We start from the raw sequence: 17,176 nt of genomic DNA on the forward strand, positions 1-17,176 counted from the left end.
GTATCCGAAACCACACCGGCGAGTTGAGTAAAGAGCGACCCGCGCGCGTCTTCCTCGGTGGAGGCTCGTGTTCGGGATCGCCGACCGACATGTCCGGGAGAAGGTGGGAGCGTTGCTGCCCGAGAGTACGAACGGCACCAGCGGGGGCGGACTGGCCGTCCCGATGGCGTGGCTGTGTGCCGAGTTCATAGCCGACGACCTGCTGCGCGCCGGCTGTCTGGTCGCGCCCGGAACTCTGGAGTACCGGGCCGGGCGCCAGACGCTCGCGCTCACCATCCATCTCTGCGAGGGGGACGGGGCTTTGGGCGGAGCCCGGTCAGCGGGCCGGCTCGACGAATGGCTGTCCAGGACCGCCTACGACCATCCCTGGCCGCAGTGGGTCCGCGCACGGCTCGCCGAGCGGACGCACGCGGGCGACGAGGGCCCGGACCTCGCCATGGCCCGCGAGACCTGGCGCATCCTGGAGGCGACGACGGTGCGGGCGGCCGACCTCGGCGGTCTGCCGCCGGCCGGGCTCGGCCGCCTCCACGTCGACGAGTCGGCGCACGTGTGGCTGCCAGCCTGGCAGTTGGGGCTGCCGCTCGGCCATCTGGCCCTGCACCTCTACTGATCGGAGGGGTAGGGGGCCGTCGGATGCACCCCGGGGCGGTACTTGGGGATCCGAACCGTCACCTTCATCCCCGCGCCGACCCCGGTCTCGATGACGAGTCCGTGCTCCGCTCCGTACACCTGGCGCAGCCGCTCGTCGACGTTGGACAGGCCGATGCCCGAACCGGTGGGCCGCTCCCCCAGCAGGATCGCGCGCAGCACGTCCGGGTCCATGCCCACACCGTCGTCCTCGATCACGACCACCGCCTCCGCGCCCGCGTCACGGGCCGCGATCGTGACCCGGCAGATGTTCACGCTGTCCTCCAGGCCGTGCTTCACGGCGTTCTCCACGAGCGGCTGGAGGCAGAGGAACGGCAGCGCCACCGGAAGCACCTCGGGCGCGATCTGCAGGGTGACCTTGAGACGGTCGCCGAAACGGGCGCCGGCGAGCGCCAAGTACTGCTCGATCGCGCGCAGTTCGTCGGCGAGCTGGGCGAACTCGCCGTGCCTGCGGAAGGAGTACCGGGTGAAGTCGGCGAACTCCAGGAGCAGTTCCCGTGCGCGTTCGGGGTCGGTCCGTACGAACGAGGCGATGGCGGCGAGGGAGTTGAAGATGAAGTGCGGGGAGATCTGGGCGCGCAGAGCCCGGATCTCGGCCTCCACGATCCTGGTCCGCGACCGGTCGAGCTCGGCCAGTTCGAGCTGGACGGAGACCCAGCGCGCGACCTCCGTGGCGGCCCGTACCAGCACCGCCGACTCCCGCGAGCCGTAGGCGACGAGCGCGCCGAGGACGCCGTCCTCCCCGGTGAGCGGGGCGATCACCGTCCAGCGCAGCGGGCAGTCGGCATCGGCACAGCCGGTGTGCGCGGAGAGGCTGCGCCCCGAGCCCAGGATCCCGGCGACCTGCTCCATGACGTGCGCGCGGTGGTGGCTCTCGCCCGGCCCGTCCCAGGCCAGCACGTCGGACCGGTCGGTCAGGCAGAGCGCCTCCGTGCCGAGGAGCGAGCGCAGGTGCCGGGCGGCCCTGCGCGCGGTGTCCTCGGTGAGGCCGGCGCGCAGCGGCGGGGCGGCGAGTGAGGCGGTGTGCAGGGTGGTGAAGGTCGCCCGCTCGACGGGGGTGCCGAGATCGAGGTCGGCCGCCCGGTCTCCGCGGCGGGCGGCGAGCCGCCCGAGGGCGAAGCCGACGGCGAGGAGCACGGCTCCGACGGCGGCGGAGGCGGCGAGCGCGATCCCGCTCACCGCTCGGCACCCCTCGCCCCGCGCTCGGGGCGCGGCTCGTGACGCACCGGCTCGCGACGGGCCGTCAGCTCCTCCGGCAGGTGCAGCCGCGCCAGGAGCGCCGGGGTGCCCGCCGGGATGTGCCGGGCGGTGGCCAGCGACACCAGGATCATCGTGAGGAACCCCAACGGCACCGACCAGACCGCCGGCCAGGCCATCAGGGTGTGCGGCCAGCCCTCGTCCGGCAGGCCGGCGCGGGTCGCCATCACCGCCGTGAGCGCGGAGCCGCCGCCGAGCACGAGCCCGGCCATGGCTCCCGGCGGAGTGAGCCGGCGCCACCAGATGCCGAGGACGAGCAGCGGACAGAAGGAGGAGGCGGAGACCGCGAACGCGAGGCCGACCGCGTCCGCGACCGGAACCTTCGAGGCGAAGACCCCGGCGGTCAGCGGTACGGCGGTGGCGAGCAGGGTGGCGAGCCGGAAGTGCCGTACCCCCCGCGAGGGGAGCACGTCCTGGGTGAGGACCCCGGCGACCGCCATCGTCAGCCCGGAGGCGGTGGAGAGGAAGGCGGCGAAGGCCCCGCCCGCGAGCAGCGCGCCGAGGAGGTCGCCGAGCACTCCGCCGAGCATCCGCTCGGGCAGCACGAGGACGGCGGCGTCGGCGGCTCCGGTGAGCGCCAGTTCGGGGGCGTAGATCCGGCCGAGCGCGCCGTAGACCGGTGGCAGCAGGTAGAACGCGCCGACGAGTCCGAGGACGACGAGCGTGGTGCGGCGCGCCGCCCGGCCGTGGGGGCTGGTGTAGAAGCGGACCGCGACGTGCGGCAGTCCCATGGTGCCCAGGAAGGTGGCGAGGATCAGCCCGTACGTGGCGTAGAGCTGGTGGCCGTCGCGCCCGCCGGCCAGCGGCTGGGACCAGCCGAGGGGATCGGCTCCGGTGGAGGACCGGGCGGGGACGGGCGCGCCCTGGGGGAAGGCGAGTTCGGTGCCGCCGTCCACGCGGTGGGCGCCCTCGTCCAGGGTGACGGACCCGCCGTCGTACGGGAGGCCGTCGACACGTCCGGTGACGGTCAGCGTGAGCGGGGCGTCGAGCTCGATCCGTACGGTGTCGGCGACCTTCACGGTGGTGTGCTCGCGGAAGACGGCCGGGGCGTCGAAGCGGACGCGCGGCGCGTCGTCGCCGAACCAGGCCGCGGTCAGGAAGAGGGTGGGCACGAGCAGGGCGGTGAGCTTCAGCCAGTACTGGAAGGCCTGGACGAAGGTGATGCTGCGCATGCCGCCTGCGGCGACGATGCCGGTGACGACGAGGGCGACGAGGAGGCCGCCGACCCAGTCGGGTGCCCCGGTGAGGATCTCCAGGGTGAGGCCCGCGCCCTGGAGTTGCGGGAGCAGATAGAGCCAGCCGATGCCGACGACGAGCAGGCTCGCGAGCCGGCGGGCGGGCGGGGACTCGAGCCGGGCCTCGGCGAAGTCGGAGAGCGTGTACGCCCCCGAGCGGCGCAGCGGGGCGGCGACGAGGACGAGCAGGACCAGATAGCCGGCGGTGTAGCCGACGGGGTACCAGAGCATGTCCGGGCCCTGGACGAGGACGAGGCCCGCGATGCCGAGGAAGGAGGCGGCGGACAGGTACTCGCCGCTGATGGCGGCGGCGTTGAGACCGGGCCGTACGGTGCGCGAGGCGACGTAGAAGTCGGAGGTCGTACGGGATATCCGCAGGCCGAGGGCGCCGATGAGCACGGTCGCCAGGACGACGGCGGTGACGGCGGCCACCGCGTAGGTGTGGTTCACGTCCGGCCCCCGCGCTCAGCGGCCCTCGACGAGGCCGGTGAAGTCGCGTTCGTTGCGCTCGGCCCTGCGGACGTACCAGTGGGCGACGGCCCAGATGACCGGGTACACGCCGACGCCGAGGGCGATCCAGACGAAGGCCTCGGGCGCGGGGAGCGCGAGCAGCAGGGGGAGCGGTCCGACGCAGAGGGCCAGCGCACCGAGCGCGGTGAGGGCGGCCCGGAGCTGGCTCCGCATGAGGGAGCGGACGTACGTGTGCCCGAGGGTGGTCTGCTCCCTGATCTCCGAGCGAGCGGAGCGAGGTGGGGGTCCCCCCGGCCGGAGGCTGGGGGACGCGTGGCTGGGGACGCGCTGCCGGAGGCTGGGGGACACATGGCCGGGGACGCGCTGCCCGGGCGGTCCGCCGTCACGGAGCGCGGAGGCGCGTGTGACCGTCTCGCGCCGGGGCCGGCGCGGCGGTGGTTCCTCGGACGTCGGTGTCCGCTCCGGCATGGGTCGACCTCGCAGGGGCTGTGGAGTGCACGGAGTCTACGCAGCGGTGTTCACGCACGGTAGAGGCGGCGGCGCAGGCGGACGACGGAGGCCGGGCGCCCGCCCGCCGTGACGGCGCACGGGTCAGCCGCCGGCCCGGCGCATGAGGAGGTCGCGCAGCTGGCGGGCGTGGCGGCGGCTCACGGCGAGTTCGGTGGAGCCGAGCCGGACGGACGTGGCACCGCCGTCGAGCCGGAGTTCGTCGATGCGGGCGAGCGCGACGAGGTGGCTGCGGTGGATCCGGACGAAGCCACGGGCGGCCCAGCGCTCCTCCAGGGTGGAGAGCGGGATGCGGACGAGGTGGCTGCCCTCGTCGGTGTGCAGGCGCGCGTAGTCGCCCTGGGCCTCGGCATAGGCGATGTCGTCGACGGCCACGAACCGGGTGACCCCGCCGAGTTCGACGGGTATCTGCTCGGGGGCCGCGACGGCGGCGGGGGACGCGGGGGCGTGCACCAGCTCGCGGACGCGGCGGACCGCCTCGGCGAGCCGCTCGCGCCGCACCGGCTTGAGGACGTAGTCCACGGCCTTGAGGTCGAAGGCCTGCACCGCGAACCCCTCGTGCGCCGTGACGAAGACGATCAGCGGCGGCCGGGCGAAGCCGGCGAGCAGCCGGGCGAGGTCGAGGCCGGTGAGCCCCGCCATGTGGATGTCGAGGAAGACGACGTCGATGGCCTCGTCCCCGTCGGGCCCGGCCTCCAGCGCCCGCCCGATCCTGCGCAGGGCCCCGGTGGCGTCCGTCGCCCCCTCGGCGCTGCGGATCCGCGGGTCGGCACGGAGAAGGTAGAGCAGTTCCCCGAGGGCCGGCTCTTCGTCGTCGACGGCCAGTACGCGCAGCATGCGGCGGAGTCTAAGGGGTGTCGCTATTTGAGGAATCTGGACGTCCGGCGGTCGGCGAGAGGGGCGCCGCCGGTCTGGCAGGTGGGGCAGTACTGGAGCGAGGAGTCCCGGTACGAGACCTCGCGGATGGTGGCCCCGCAGACCGGGCACGGTTCGCCGGTCCTGCCGTGGACCCGGAGCCCGCTCTTCTTCTCGGCCTTGAGCTTGCCGGCCGCGACTCCGTGGGAGCGCTCGACGGCCTCGCGCAGCGTGGTCCGCATCGCCTCGTAGAGGGCGGCGGTCTCGTCCTCGGTCAGGTTCTGGGTCGGTTTGAAGGGCGACATCTTCGCCACGTGCAGGATCTCGTCGCTGTAGGCGTTGCCGATCCCGGCGATCAGGCTCTGGTCGCGCAGGGCGCCCTTGAGCCGGCGCCGCTCCCCGGTGATCAGGGCGGCGAAGGCGGCGAGGTCGAACTCGTCCGCGAGCGGGTCGGGGCCCAGCCGGGCGACGCCGGGCACGTCCTGGGGGTCCCTGACCAGGTGGACGGCGAGGCGCTTGGTGGTGCCCGCCTCGGTGAGGTCGAAGCCGTCGCCTCCGGTGAGCGCGGTCCGCAGGGCGAGCGGTCCCTTGCCGGGGCGGGGGACGCCTGAGGGCAGGGGGTCCTTCCACTGGAGCCAGCCCGCGCGCGCCAGATGGACCAGGAGGTGGAGCCGCCCCGCGGCGCCGTCGGTGGCGATGTCCAGGAACTTGCCGTGCCGGGCGACCCCGGTCACGGTGGCGCCCTCGACGGCGCTCAGGGGCGGGTCGTACGTCTTGAGCACGCTGATCGCGACGGGCAGGGCGCGGGCGATCTCCTTGCCCACCAGGTGCTCGTCGAGGAACTCTCGCAGGGCTTCCACCTCGGGCAGTTCGGGCATGGCTCCACCCTGCCGCAGCCACCGTCCGGCCGCGCGTTCAGCCGGCTCCGTCGAGAAGGCCGGGCCCGTCGGGGAGGCCGGGCCCGTCGGGATGGCCGGGCCCGTCGGGGACGCCGGCTCCGTCGAGGAGGTCGAGTTCGGCGGAGAGCGCGGTGGCCAGCGCGTCGAGGTCGGGGACGGCCTTGCCGTCGGCGACCAGGCCGACATGGACGCGGCCGCCGTACGGGGACATGGCGACGGCGAGCGCCTGGCCGCGGGCGAGCGGGGCCATCGGGAAGAGGGTGCGCAGGGGTGCTCCGCCGAGGGAGAGGGCCGAGCGGGGCAGCGGCACGTTGGTGACCAGGACGTCGAAGAGGAGCCGCGCCGCTCCGGAGGCCAGCGGCGCGCCGAAGCGGTGGGCGAGCGGAGGCAGTTGGTCGGCGAGGACGGCCACGGCACCGGCGCCCCGCAGTGGCCCGACGGCCTTGTTGCGGTCCATGGCCCGGCGCACCTCGGCGAGCCGGACGGAGGGGTCGGGCTCGGTGACCGGCAGGCTGAGGAGGTAGGCGGAGAGGCTGTTGCCGGAGGCGGCGGGGGATCCGGGCCGTCGGCGCGAGACGGGGACCAGGGCGCGCGGGTCGGCGCCGGGGAGCGGTTCGCCGCGCTCGTCGAGCCAGCGGCGCAGGGCTCCGGCGACCAGGGCGAGCAGGACGTCGTTGGCGGTGCCGCCCGAGGCCCGGCGGATCCGGTGGACGCGCTCCAGGTCGAGGACGGCCGTGGCGACCCGGCGGGTGCCGCTGGAGTCGGCGGCGAGGGCGGCCGTGGCAGGCGGGTCGAGCCGGCCGGCCCGGGCGACGGAGGCGCCTACGACGGAGGCGCCGACCTCGACGGCCCTGCCGAGGTCGCCGATGCGCTCGCGGGCGGCGCCCACGATCCTGCCGGGACCGGGGAGCCAGGAGCGCGGCGGTACGGCGGCGGGACGCCGCCGCCCGTCCGGGCTCTCGCCCCGGGTGCCTGCCCCCTTCCGTCCGGCACGGCGGGCGAGGGCGGCGATCTCGTCGAAGATCCCGGCGCCGATGGCGACGGCCCGCATGCCGTCGGCGAGGGCGTGGTGGAGCTTGACGAGGACGGCGAAGGAGCCGTCGGGCGCGCCGGTGAGCAGGTACATCTCCCAGGGCGGCAGCCCGCGTTCGACCGGCCGTTCCATCAGCTCGCCGGCCAGCCGGGCGGTCTCGGCGCCGAAGTCGGCGCCGGGGAGCGCGATCTCCCGCACGTGACGTCGTACGTCGAAGTGCTTGTCGGTGGCCCAGGCGGCGCCGCCGACGGGCAGCAGGACGTCGCGGACCCTCATCCGCAGACGCGGGATGGCGGCGGCGCGGTCCCCGAGGAGGTCGAGGACCGCGGACGGGTCGCCGTCGCCGGGGAGCGGGCCGAAGTGCGCGAGGGCGCCCAGGTGCATGGGGTGGTCGGCGGATTCGAGATGCCAGAAAGCCAGATCGAGAGGTGCCAGAAGCTGACTGCTCAAGAGATCCCCATGTCCTCATGTGGCGGAAACCGGGTGGCGGAAACCAGGGCGGCGGACACCGCAGTCAATCGCGTGCGGTCCGTTACGGTCAAGTACGATCTATGTACGCAGAGTTAACAATGAATTCGCACCAGACGCACTTGCCGCTGCCTCGCGATTCGACGCCCCAGACGTCCGAGATGCGGTCCACGAGCATCAGACCCCGCCCGGAGACGCCCGCCTCGCCGGCCTCCCGGCGCCGGGGCAGGGCGCTGGAACGGTCCTCCACCTCCACCCGCAGGCGCCGTTCCGGGCCCGCCAGCATGCGCAGGGTCACGATCGCTCCGCCGTCGGTGTGCATCAGCGCGTTGGTGATCAGCTCGTCGGCGGCCAGCTCGATCTCGTCCGAGCGCTCCCCCGCTCCCCAGGCCCGTACGGCCGCGCGGATCATGTGCCGGGCCGACCGCAGCGCCTCCGGGTCGCTCTGCGCCACGTGCTGCTGGAGCCGGCCGCCCGACTGCGGGAAGTACGCCCCCTGCCGCCGCAGCAGCAGAAGCGCCATGTCGTCCTCGCCGCCCCGCTCGTCCACGACCTCGCAGAGGTGGTCGGCGAGGGGCTGGAGGTCGCGCGGTCCCTCCTGGACCAGCGAGGACAGCCACCGCAGCCCGTCGTCGAGGTCGGAGCCGGGCTTCTCGACCATCCCGTCGGTGTACAGCAGCAGTGTCTGTCCCGGGGCCAGCCCCAGCGTCGTCGACGGGTAGTCGAGCCGGTCGAACTCGGCCGAGAGGCCCAGTGGCAGCCCGCCGTCGACGGGCAGCCGACGGCAGCTTCCGTCGGTGTCCTGGAGCAGCGGGTCGACATGGCCGGCGCGGACGACCTGCATGGCGCCGGTGGTGAGGTCCGCCTCCACGTACGTGCAGGTGGCGAAGCGGTCGGTGTCCAGCTCGTGGAGGAAGACCGAGGCCCTGGCCATCACGGTCGTGGGCGTGTGGCCCTCGGCCGCGTAGGCGCGCAGCACGATCCGCAGCTGCCCCATCACGGCGGCGGCGTGGGTGTCGTGCCCCTGGACGTCTCCGATCACGGCGCCGACCCGGCCGCCGGGCAGCGGGATGACGTCGTACCAGTCGCCGCCGATGTCCCGGCCGAGGCGTGCCGAGCGGTAGCGGACCTCTATCTGGGCACCGGGCACGTCGGGGATGCGGCGCGGCAGCATCGCCTGCTGGAGCCCCTCGGCCAGGTCGTGCTCCTGCTCGTAGAGCATGGCGCGCTGGAGGCTCTGCGCGATGCTGCTGCCGAGCGCCACCAGCAGGTTGCGTTCGTCGGGGCTGAAGCCGGTCCGGTCGCTGTAGAGCAGCCCCAGCGCGCCGATCGGCCGGGCCTGGGCGATCAGCGGGAGGTAGGCCGCCGAGGTGATGCCGAGCCCGCTGATGTGGGGCCACAGGATCGGGTACGACGCGGCGAAGTCCTCCGGCGACTCGATGAACCGGGGCCTGAGGGTCCGGATCACCTCGCCCATCGGGTACGGCTCGTCCACCCGGGTGAACCGGGTGCCGGGCACGAAGGCGCCCTGGGGACCCTCGGCGACGAGGTGGATCCGGCCGGCCTCCATGAGCCCCATGACCAGGCTGGTGGCACCGAAGGACTCCAGGCCGTGCGAGTCGTTGAGGAGGTCGATGACGTCCTGCACCGTCCGGGCGTGGGCGAGGGCGGCCGTGGTGGACTCCACGACGCTGGTGCGTTCGCGCCGGCCCTCGTCCAGACCGAGCCGGGCGGCCTGCTCGCTGACCTCCTCCGAGGCGTCCCGGACGATACCGACGATCCTGACGGGACGGCCGGTCCCGTCCCGCAGGATCTCCCCCTCGGTGTGCGTCCAGCGGGGCATGCCGTTCCGGGTGCGGACGCGGAAGTAGGCGCCGTAGTGGTCGCTTCCGTCCTTCAGCGCGTGGGAGACGAGGGTGTCGAGCAGCCTGCCCTCGTCGGGCCCCACGCGGGAGGAGAGGGTGGCGGGGTGGTCGTCGTACTCGTCGCGGCGTATGTCGAAGACCCGCAGGGCGCCCTCGTCCATGGTCATCAGGCCCGCGACGAGATCCCAGTCGAAGCTGCCCATACGGAACGCCCGGCCGTAGTCACGGAGGAAGCAGCACGTCACACCGCCCGTGCCCGATTCGCAGCGACAGGGCTCCGTCGGCTCGTCGCCCCCGCTACCCGCGCTCATGTGGCCACGCTAGGCGCAGCCCCGGCCGCTCGCACGGCGGAGATCACCCCTCAGCCCTCGAAGGTCTCCGGCTGCTGGGGCGCCGTCTCCACCGGGAACAGGTCCTCGAAGGAGGGCGCGTCGGACTCGGGATCCGGCTCGGGCTGCGGGTCCACGGGCGGTTCCGGCCGGGTCGGGGTCGGGCATCCGGGCGGGATCGACGGGTCCGGGGAGCCGGCGTCCGGGGAGCTGGCGTCGGGGGACGCCGTGTCCGGCGTGCCGTCCGGATACGGGTCCGGCGAGGGGCACTCGGTCGCCGGCGGCGCGGGCGGGGAGACGTCCCCGGGCGGGGTGGGGCCGTCGGGGCGCGTCGGCTCGCCGCGGTCGGGCTCCGGCGAGCCGTCCGTGACCGAGGGGGACGGCACGGGGGGCGGCGTTCCGGTGAGGTCGCACGCGGCGGGGTCGCAGGTCGGGACCACGGCCGGGTGGGTGTCCCGCTCGCCGTCGGTGCCTGTCTTCCGCTCGATCCAGGTGCTGTCGACGGTGTTCACGATGACCAGGCTGGTGACGACCGTCGTCGTCGGCCGGACGACCACAACGTGGTCGGGGTGGTAGCCCGGCCAGGGCTGCCCCCGGTGGGTGGCGCCCTGGGCGGCGACCGGCGAGCGCAGCGGGTTTCCGCAGGCGCAGCGCACGCGCGGCGCGCCGTATTGGTCGACGAGGACCGCGGTGCCGGCCTGGAGGACGGACTGGTACGCGACGGCGCCTCCGTCGCGGTAGCCGTGGTTGGTGACGCGGGTGTCGGCGCGCAGGACGACGGGGGTGAGGCCGCGCAGCCAGCCGGCGACACCGGCGTCGGGGACGCCCGCCGATTCGGCGAAGGCCCGGGTCCTTTCCCGGTCGCGGGCGAGGAGGACGACCTGCCGCTCGACGTCGCAGCTGGCGACCTGCCGGGTGCCGCCGTAGAGCCCGGGGGTGGATCCCGTGACCTCGCGGACCGTTCCGCCCGTGGAGGTGCCGGGCGGAGCCGTCGCGGCCGGGGACAGGACGCCTGCCCTGGCCGTGGAGGCGGTGAACGGTTCGGGGCCCTGGTCGGCGACCGGCTGCAGGAAGACCTCCTGGGAGGTGGCGGCGGTCCGCTCCGAAGCGGCACCGCCCTCGCCCGCGCCGCCGCCGGCCGAGCAGCCCGCGAGGACCAGCGCCGCGGCCAGCACGCCGACGGCCGGTGCGGTGACGTGGGGCCGTGACGACCGGCGTATGGGTGAGCGCACGTGGTTCTCCCGCCTCTTTCCACCCCGGGACATTCCTTCATGTCTGTCGCACGGGGGCATCGGCGGCAAGCGGGGCGGGGCCAAGCGGGGGAAGACGGCCGGAACAGGGACTTGAACGCGTTCAAGTTAGGCCCTAGTCTCTGGTCCAGCAGGTTTGAACGCGTTCAATCAGGGGGTTGAACCCATGTCCGTGCTGGTCGGCCTCATCGTGATGCTGGGCATGTTCGTCATCGTCCCGGCCGGTCTCGGACTCATCGACGGCCCCCGGCCACGCGGTCTCCTCCTGCTCCGGCGCGCCTGGCCCCTGCTCGCCCTGCCCGGAGCGGTGGCCCTCTGGCTCCCCCGCTCCCCCGCCGCCGCCGCGCTCGCCGCCGTCTACGCGCTGGCCACGCTCGCGCTGGCGCTCTGCGCCCCGGTCCGGCTCGCGGCGCTCCTCCGCCCGCCGTCCACCGGAGGTCCGCCGCCCGGCGCTCTCCGCCCCCTCGCCCCCTCGGAGGTCGCCGTGTCCACCGCGCTCGTGACCCCGTCGGTGGCCGGCCTCGCCCTCGTCGCCGAACGGGCGGGCCACGAGCTGCTGGGCTTCGACCTCGGCATCCTGGCCCTGACCGTGCCCCACTTCCACTTCGCGGGCTTCGCCGCCGCCCTCGTGGCCGGCCTGGTCTGCCGTACGTCCGACGGACCCGCCACGCGCTTCGCGGCGCTCAGCGTCCCGCTCGGCACCCTGCTGGTCCTGGCCGGCTACTTCGTCGACGACTGGGCCGAACTCGCCGGGGCCCTCGTCCTCACCGCCGGGATGTGGGCCGTCGCCCTGACCACCTGGCGTGACCTGCGGACCGGCGCCCCCGACCGGGTCACCCGCGGCCTCCTCGCCGTCTCTGCCGTCGTCCTGGTGGCGACCATGCTGCTCGCCCTCAGCTGGGCACTCGGCGAAGCCACCGGGCTCCCCCACCCGGACCTGACCTGGATGGCCGCGACCCACGGCCTGGGCAACGCCCTCGGTTTCGCACTCTGCTCGCTGCTCGCCTGGCGCCGCCTGCGGGCGACCGCCCCCTCGAAGGAGACCGCACCATGGCCCGTCTGATACGCGACCTCGCCACTCCGGCCGCCGCCCCCCTGAACTATCGCGAGGTCGGCGCCACCGCGCGCGACGTCCTCCCCGGCGGGTACCACCACCTTCACCACACGGTCCGCGTCGGCCGGGGCCGGGACGCCTTCGAGAGCGCCGGGGCCGCGGTCACGACCTGGCGGATGCACCGCGCCTCGGGCGCCCGGGTCCGCAGCCGCGCAGTCCGCGCCGAGCCCGGCGCCTTCGTCGAGGTCTCGGTCGGCGCCGGGCCCGTCCGCCTCGGCGCACCCTGCGAGGTGATCTGGACGGCGTACGAGCGGGACCGCATCGGCTTCGCGTACGGCACCCGCGCCGGACACCCCGAGAGCGGCGAGGAGTCCTTCGTCGTCGACCTCCATCCCGACGGGACGGTCTGGTTCACGGTCCTCGCCTTCAGCCGCCCAGCCGCCTGGTACACGCGCCTCGCCGGTCCCCTCGTCCCCGCCCTCCAGCGGGCCTACGCACGCCGTCTCGGCCGCACGCTCGAACGCGTCGTCGCGGGGCGCGCCACGGGATGACACCGGGGTTACGCTCCCCTTGTAGGCAGATGTTCCGACCCGGGAGGCTGCCGTGGGCCAGGACCAGTACGACATGTACAGCACTCCCTCGCAGGCCGAGGGCGAGCGGCTCGAAGAGGACATGGACGCGCTCCAGCGGGACCACCGGCACCCTGCGACGGCCCGCACCACTCCGTCCCAGGCGGAGGGCATGCGCAGCCAGGACGAGGACGAGAAGGGCTGACGTCCGCTCCGGACAGCGCCGATACTGGAAGCGATGGAGTGGTTCACCGCACCGGACTACTGGCTGAGCCGGATCGTCTTCCAGCGGGGGCTCGCGGGCCTCTACGTCGTGGCCTTCCTGTCGGCCGCTCTCCAGTTCCGTGCCCTCATCGGCGAGCGCGGCATGCTGCCCGTACCGGAGTATCTGCGCCGGGTGGAGCCGCGCCGGACCCCCAGCCTCTTCCACTGGCGCTACTCGGACCGGCTGTTCGCCGCGGTCGCCTGGACCGGCGCCGCCCTGGCCCTCGCCCTGGTGGCGGGCGCGGGCGACGCCGTACCGCTCGCCGTCTCCATGCTCTGCTGGGCGGTGCTCTGGGCCCTGTACCTCTCGATCGTCAACGTCGGTCAGACCTGGTACGGCTTCGGCTGGGAGTCGCTGCTCCTCGAAGCCGGCTTCCTCGCGGTCTTCCTGGGCAACGACGAGACCGCACCGCCCGTCCTCGTCCTGTTGCTGCTGCGCTGGCTGCTGTTCCGCGTCGAGTTCGGCGCGGGGCTCATCAAGATCCGCGGTGACCGCTGCTGGCGGAACCTGACCTGCCTCTACTTCCACCACGAGACCCAGCCGATGCCCGGTCCGCTGAGCTGGTTCTTCCACCGTCTGCCCCGCCCGCTGCACCGCGCCGAGGTGGCCGCCAACCACCTCGTCCAGCTGCTGGTCCCGGTGCTGCTCTTCACCCCGCAGCCGGTGGCGACGGTCGCCGCCGGCCTGATGGTGGCGACCCAGCTGTGGCTGGTGCTCTCGGGGAACTTCGCCTGGCTGAACTGGCTGACGATCGTCCTCGCGCTCTCCGCGGTGGACGGCTCGCTCCTGGTGGGCGACCACCCCCAGCCCGACCCGCCGGTCTGGTACGTGGCCGTGGTCGCCGCCGTGACCGCCCTGGTCCTGGTCCGCAGCTACCGGCCGGCGCGCAACCTGCTCTCCCGGCGCCAGGCGATGAACCGCTCGTACGACCCGTTCCACCTGGTCAACTCGTACGGCGCCTTCGGCACGGTCGGCCGGATCCGGGACGAGATCGTCGTCGAGGGCACCGACGAGCGAGTGCCGCACGCGGGCACGGTGTGGAAGGAGTACGGCTTCAAGGGCAAGCCCGGGGACCCACGGAGGGTGCCGCGCCAGTTCGCTCCGTACCATCTGCGGCTCGACTGGCTGATGTGGTTCGCGGCGCTCTCTCCCGTGTACGCCCGTGACTGGTTCGGGCCGTTCGTGGAGCGACTGCTCGAAGGGGACCGGGACACCCTGCGGCTGCTGCGGCACAACCCGTTCCCCGACGCGCCCCCGGCCCTCGTACGGGCCCGGCTCTACCGCTACCGGTTCACGACCTGGCGGGAGCTGCGGGAGACGGGGGCGTGGTGGCACCGCACGCTGGTACGGGAGTACCTGCCGCCGGTCGGGCTGGGGAGCACGGCCCGCCGGTGACCAGTCCCTGCCCACCGGGCAGGACGGGGCGGGCAGATTCGGCGGGCAGACCCGTGCCCCCGGGCGCGGAGGCGTCCGGGGGCACGGGTGAAGCGGTACGACTCAGTCGATACCGGGCAGGATGTGGGGCTCCGCGAGGTCGTCCTCGTAGCCCGCCAGCCGGATCGGTGCAGCATGCGCCCACACATCGAGGCTTCCCAGCTCGCCGGGGCGGTGGGCCCGCTCCGGGCGTTCGGCCGGTCGCTGTTCCTGCTTCGTCAGTTCTGGTGTCACCGCGCACTCCCTTGTGTCGCGTACCTATGAGGACATGGCCGTTTCGGTCGCGGTGGCGCCGGCTTTCGGGCGGGACCGCGGCCTTGGTGGCAGGCCAGTCCCCAGGCCGACCGTGAGGATTTGGTGAATCCCGGGTGGTCGACCGTGGGCATCAGACTAACCAAATGAGCGCGCCGGCGCTCCATGGGGCTGAGAAGTGTGACGCAATCGAGTGAATTTCGGACATTGGAGCGGTTTAACGCGGTGACGCGGGCCGGGTGGCCGGGCGGACTACCAGTTGCCGGGCGCGTAGTCCTTGAGGAAGCAGCCGTACAGGTCCTCGCCCGCCTCGCCGCGCACCACGGGGTCGTAGACGCGGGCGGCGCCGTCGATCAGGTCGAGCGGGGCGTGGAAGCCCTCCTCGGCGAGCCGCAGCTTGTCGAAGTGGGGACGCTCGTCGGTGATCCAGCCGGTGTCGACCGAGGTCATGAGGATGCCGTCGCTCTGGAACATCTCCTGGGCGCTGGTCCGCGTCACCATGTTCATCGCCGCCTTGGCGGCGTTGGTGTTCGGGTGCCCGGCACCCTTGTACCCGCGGCCGAAGACGCCCTCCATCGCGGAGACGTTGACGATGTAGGCGCGCCCGCTGGCCGCCTTCTTGGCGGCGTCGGCCATCACCGGCCGCAGCGCGCTGATCAGGATGAACGGCGAGGTGTAGTTGCAGAGCTGGGTCTCGAGCAGCTCCACCGGGGAGATCTGGTCGATCGTCTGCACCCAGGTGTTGGTCTCGACGACGTCCGGAACCAGGCCGCCCGCGTCGATGGCGCTGCCGTCACGGTGCCGCTCGACGCTCGCGTTGCCCGCGACCAGGGCCAGGTCGGCGACCTTCTGCGCGTCCAGGCCGCTGACGCCGAGGGGCAGCGCGGTCAGACCGTCCACCGCGCCGGAGTTGAAGGCGCCGATCACGTGGTGGGCGGGGAGCTCCCCGGCGGGCAGCGGCGCGCTCTCGCCCTCGACCAGGGCGGAGTAGGCGGAGGGCAGACGCCGCACGGTCTGCGTCGCGTTGTTGATGAGGATGTCCAGCGGGCCCTGCTCGGCGACCTGCTCGGCCAGGGCGACCGCCTGCGCGGGGTCGCGCAGGTCGATGCCGACGACCTCCAGCCGGTGCATCCACTCCGCCGAGTCCTCCATGGCCTTGAAACGGCGGATGGCGTCCTTGGGGAAGCGGGTCGTGATCGTGGTGTGGGCGCCGTCGCGCAGCAGGCGCAGGGCGATGTACATGCCGATCTTGGCCCGGCCGCCGGTGAGCAGCGCGCGCTTCCCCGAGAGGTCGGTGCGGGCGTCACGACGGGCGCGGTTCAGGGTCGCGCAGTCCTGGCAGAGCTGGTGGTAGAAGTAGTCGACCTCGACGTACCGCGTCTTGCAGGTGTAGCAGGAGCGAGGACGCTGGAGTATCCCGGCGATCGCGCCGGCCTCGGTGACGGAGGAGGGCAGCAGGCCCTCGGTCTCGTCGTCGATCCGCTGGGCGGAGCCTGTGGCGGTGGCCTCCGTGACGGCCTTGTCGTGCGCGGTCTTCGCGGCCCGGCGCTCCTGGCGGCGACGCTGCTTCACCGTGCGGTAGATGCCGGCGGTGGCGCGCCGGACGGCGATCGCGTCGGGGTGGTCGACCTCCAGCTTGTCGAGCTCGTCGAGCACGCTCAGGCAGACGGCCAGGCGATCGGGGTCGATGCCCGGCCCGTACCCCTGGGTTTCTTCGGTCACCGTCATGGCCTCTGCCGTTCCTCGATCGCGGGTCGTTCCAGTCGTTCCAAAAGATGAACTTTACGGAGCCGGTGGCCGTGTCTCCAAACCCGTGAGGCGTCCTCGCGCGGGAGGGTGGTCGAACACACAGTCTCCGCAGAGCCCGCCGCCGGGACAGCGGTAGTAGAGGCAGCAGCTGGAACGGCGGAGAGCAGGGCCCTGGACGGTCCCGGCCAGGTCGGGGTGGGCGAACAGGCCGGTGACGAGCGCGCCGGCGCGGGCGGCGACCTCGGGCCGGTCCTGGGCGCGGGCCCAGCGGGTGAGCTCCCGCAGCGCCCCGGCGAGGGCGGAACCGGCGTTTCCCCAGAGCAGCCGGGGCGAGATCCGTCCGTCGCGGCGGAGGGCCTCGTGCAGGGGAACGAGATGGGCGAGCTGAACGGCCTCGCGGAGATCGGCCACGGTGGCGGGGCGGGTGGCCGTGCCCGCCCACCACAGGTCGTCGGGCGAGGTCAGGGCGGAGTCCCAGTACAGCCGAGCCGGGTCGAGGTCCGGGAAGCGGCCGAAGAGCGCGGCCGGACCGAGGGCGGTCGACCAGAGCCGGGCCGCGAGCCCCAGGTGGGCGACGGAGGCCGCGACCCGCCGCTCGGGCGCCCCGAGGCGGCCGCCCACGCGGTCGACGCGGGCGGAGAGCGGGCCGTCCTCCCCCGCGTACAGGCGCGCGAGCGGCAGATGCGCGCCGCCCGTCTCCGGCACGGTCGTCCGCAGGGCGAAGAACCCGCCCACCCGTCCACTCTCGACGAGATCCACCGCGCCGCCTCCTGGCCGTGTCGTGCCCGGGCCACGTCTCGGCCGGTGACCACGGATCACCGTAGCGCTCGGGCCCCTCACCGTTCGAGCTGCCCTCACTCCCCCGGCACGGGCTAGGGACGGTCACGGCTCCGGGACGGCCACGGCTTCAGGGCGGCGCGGTACGGGCCAATGTGGCCCGGGTCCGGTGCCGACTGGCTCGGGATGAGGTACTCGACAAGGCGCGGATCACGGGCGCCCGCCTCGGCCGGGATGCCGGAAAGGTCGAATTCCACCC

General features: G+C 73.7%; 16 protein-coding genes. 5 read left to right on the forward strand and 11 right to left on the reverse strand.

Features of this window, described 5'->3' with window-relative positions; all coding sequences use genetic code 11:
• The first annotated feature begins 112 nt into the window (after positions 1–112).
• The gene (locus tag ACFVGW_RS33965) at positions 113–610 is read left to right on the forward strand and encodes a hypothetical protein (RefSeq protein ID WP_352189441.1); all 498 of its coding nucleotides are present in this window, start codon (positions 113–115) and stop codon (positions 608–610) included.
• Here ACFVGW_RS33965 and ACFVGW_RS33970 read toward each other — a convergent pair.
• From ACFVGW_RS33970 to ACFVGW_RS34005, 8 genes are all read right to left on the reverse strand, one after another.
• Entirely contained in the window at positions 604–1,827 is a 1,224-nt protein-coding gene (locus ACFVGW_RS33970; RefSeq protein WP_385854677.1) for a sensor histidine kinase, read from the reverse strand. The genes ACFVGW_RS33965 and ACFVGW_RS33970 overlap by 7 nt on opposite strands.
• Positions 1,824–3,590, reverse strand: coding sequence for a cation acetate symporter (locus ACFVGW_RS33975; RefSeq protein WP_385854678.1), 1,767 nt, complete (start codon positions 3,588–3,590; stop codon positions 1,824–1,826). The genes ACFVGW_RS33970 and ACFVGW_RS33975 overlap by 4 nt, the downstream gene beginning before the upstream one ends.
• A 15-nt stretch (positions 3,591–3,605) precedes the next feature.
• Positions 3,606–3,959, reverse strand: coding sequence for a hypothetical protein (locus ACFVGW_RS33980; RefSeq protein WP_385854707.1), 354 nt, complete (start codon positions 3,957–3,959; stop codon positions 3,606–3,608).
• Positions 3,960–4,202: 243 nt separating this feature from the next.
• Entirely contained in the window at positions 4,203–4,955 is a 753-nt protein-coding gene (locus ACFVGW_RS33985) for a LytR/AlgR family response regulator transcription factor (RefSeq protein ID WP_385854679.1), read from the reverse strand.
• Positions 4,956–4,978: 23 nt separating this feature from the next.
• Positions 4,979–5,851: an Fpg/Nei family DNA glycosylase gene (locus ACFVGW_RS33990; protein ID WP_385854680.1), complete on the reverse strand. Its 873-nt coding sequence runs from the start codon at positions 5,849–5,851 to the stop codon at positions 4,979–4,981.
• 37 nt (positions 5,852–5,888) lie between these two features.
• Positions 5,889–7,355, reverse strand: a complete 1,467-nt coding sequence (locus tag ACFVGW_RS33995; protein WP_385854681.1) for a wax ester/triacylglycerol synthase family O-acyltransferase — start codon at positions 7,353–7,355, stop codon at positions 5,889–5,891.
• Between the two features lie 88 nt (positions 7,356–7,443).
• Complete coding sequence (locus ACFVGW_RS34000; protein WP_385854682.1) at positions 7,444–9,549, reverse strand: SpoIIE family protein phosphatase; 2,106 nt, start codon at positions 9,547–9,549, stop codon at positions 7,444–7,446.
• Between the two features lie 50 nt (positions 9,550–9,599).
• A complete protein-coding gene (locus ACFVGW_RS34005) occupies positions 9,600–10,799 on the reverse strand; it encodes a DUF6777 domain-containing protein (protein ID WP_385854683.1) in 1,200 nt (399 codons plus the stop codon).
• A 184-nt stretch (positions 10,800–10,983) separates the two neighbouring features.
• On the opposite strand from ACFVGW_RS34005, the gene ACFVGW_RS34010 reads away from it, so the two are divergent.
• Genes ACFVGW_RS34010 through ACFVGW_RS34025 form a run of 4 tightly spaced genes read left to right on the forward strand, consistent with a single transcriptional unit; the run spans position 10,984 to position 14,100 of the window.
• Complete coding sequence (locus tag ACFVGW_RS34010; RefSeq protein ID WP_385854684.1) at positions 10,984–11,880, forward strand: YndJ family protein; 897 nt, start codon at positions 10,984–10,986, stop codon at positions 11,878–11,880.
• Positions 11,868–12,422: a DUF1990 family protein gene (locus ACFVGW_RS34015; protein ID WP_383220365.1), complete on the forward strand. Its 555-nt coding sequence runs from the start codon at positions 11,868–11,870 to the stop codon at positions 12,420–12,422. Before ACFVGW_RS34010 ends, ACFVGW_RS34015 begins: the two co-directional genes overlap by 13 nt.
• A 52-nt stretch (positions 12,423–12,474) precedes the next feature.
• Positions 12,475–12,645 carry a hypothetical protein gene (locus ACFVGW_RS34020; protein WP_352189451.1) on the forward strand — a complete coding sequence of 57 codons (171 nt, stop codon included), beginning with the start codon at positions 12,475–12,477 and terminating at the stop codon, positions 12,643–12,645.
• A gap of 33 nt (positions 12,646–12,678) precedes the next feature.
• Entirely contained in the window at positions 12,679–14,100 is a 1,422-nt protein-coding gene (locus ACFVGW_RS34025; RefSeq protein WP_385854685.1) for a lipase maturation factor family protein, read from the forward strand.
• A gap of 102 nt (positions 14,101–14,202) precedes the next feature.
• On the opposite strand, the gene ACFVGW_RS34030 is transcribed toward ACFVGW_RS34025, so the two are convergent.
• From ACFVGW_RS34030 to ACFVGW_RS34040, 3 genes are all read right to left on the reverse strand, one after another.
• Positions 14,203–14,373, reverse strand: a complete 171-nt coding sequence (locus tag ACFVGW_RS34030; RefSeq protein ID WP_352189430.1) for a hypothetical protein — start codon at positions 14,371–14,373, stop codon at positions 14,203–14,205.
• Between the two features lie 270 nt (positions 14,374–14,643).
• Positions 14,644–16,119: an SDR family NAD(P)-dependent oxidoreductase gene (locus ACFVGW_RS34035; RefSeq protein WP_385854686.1), complete on the reverse strand. Its 1,476-nt coding sequence runs from the start codon at positions 16,117–16,119 to the stop codon at positions 14,644–14,646.
• Between the two features lie 54 nt (positions 16,120–16,173).
• Complete coding sequence (locus ACFVGW_RS34040) at positions 16,174–16,899, reverse strand: (2Fe-2S)-binding protein (protein WP_385854687.1); 726 nt, start codon at positions 16,897–16,899, stop codon at positions 16,174–16,176.
• Positions 16,900–17,176: the final 277 nt, after the last annotated feature.

This window comes from Streptomyces sp. NPDC127129, from assembly GCF_042671585.1.
Classification (GTDB): domain Bacteria; phylum Actinomycetota; class Actinomycetes; order Streptomycetales; family Streptomycetaceae; genus Streptomyces.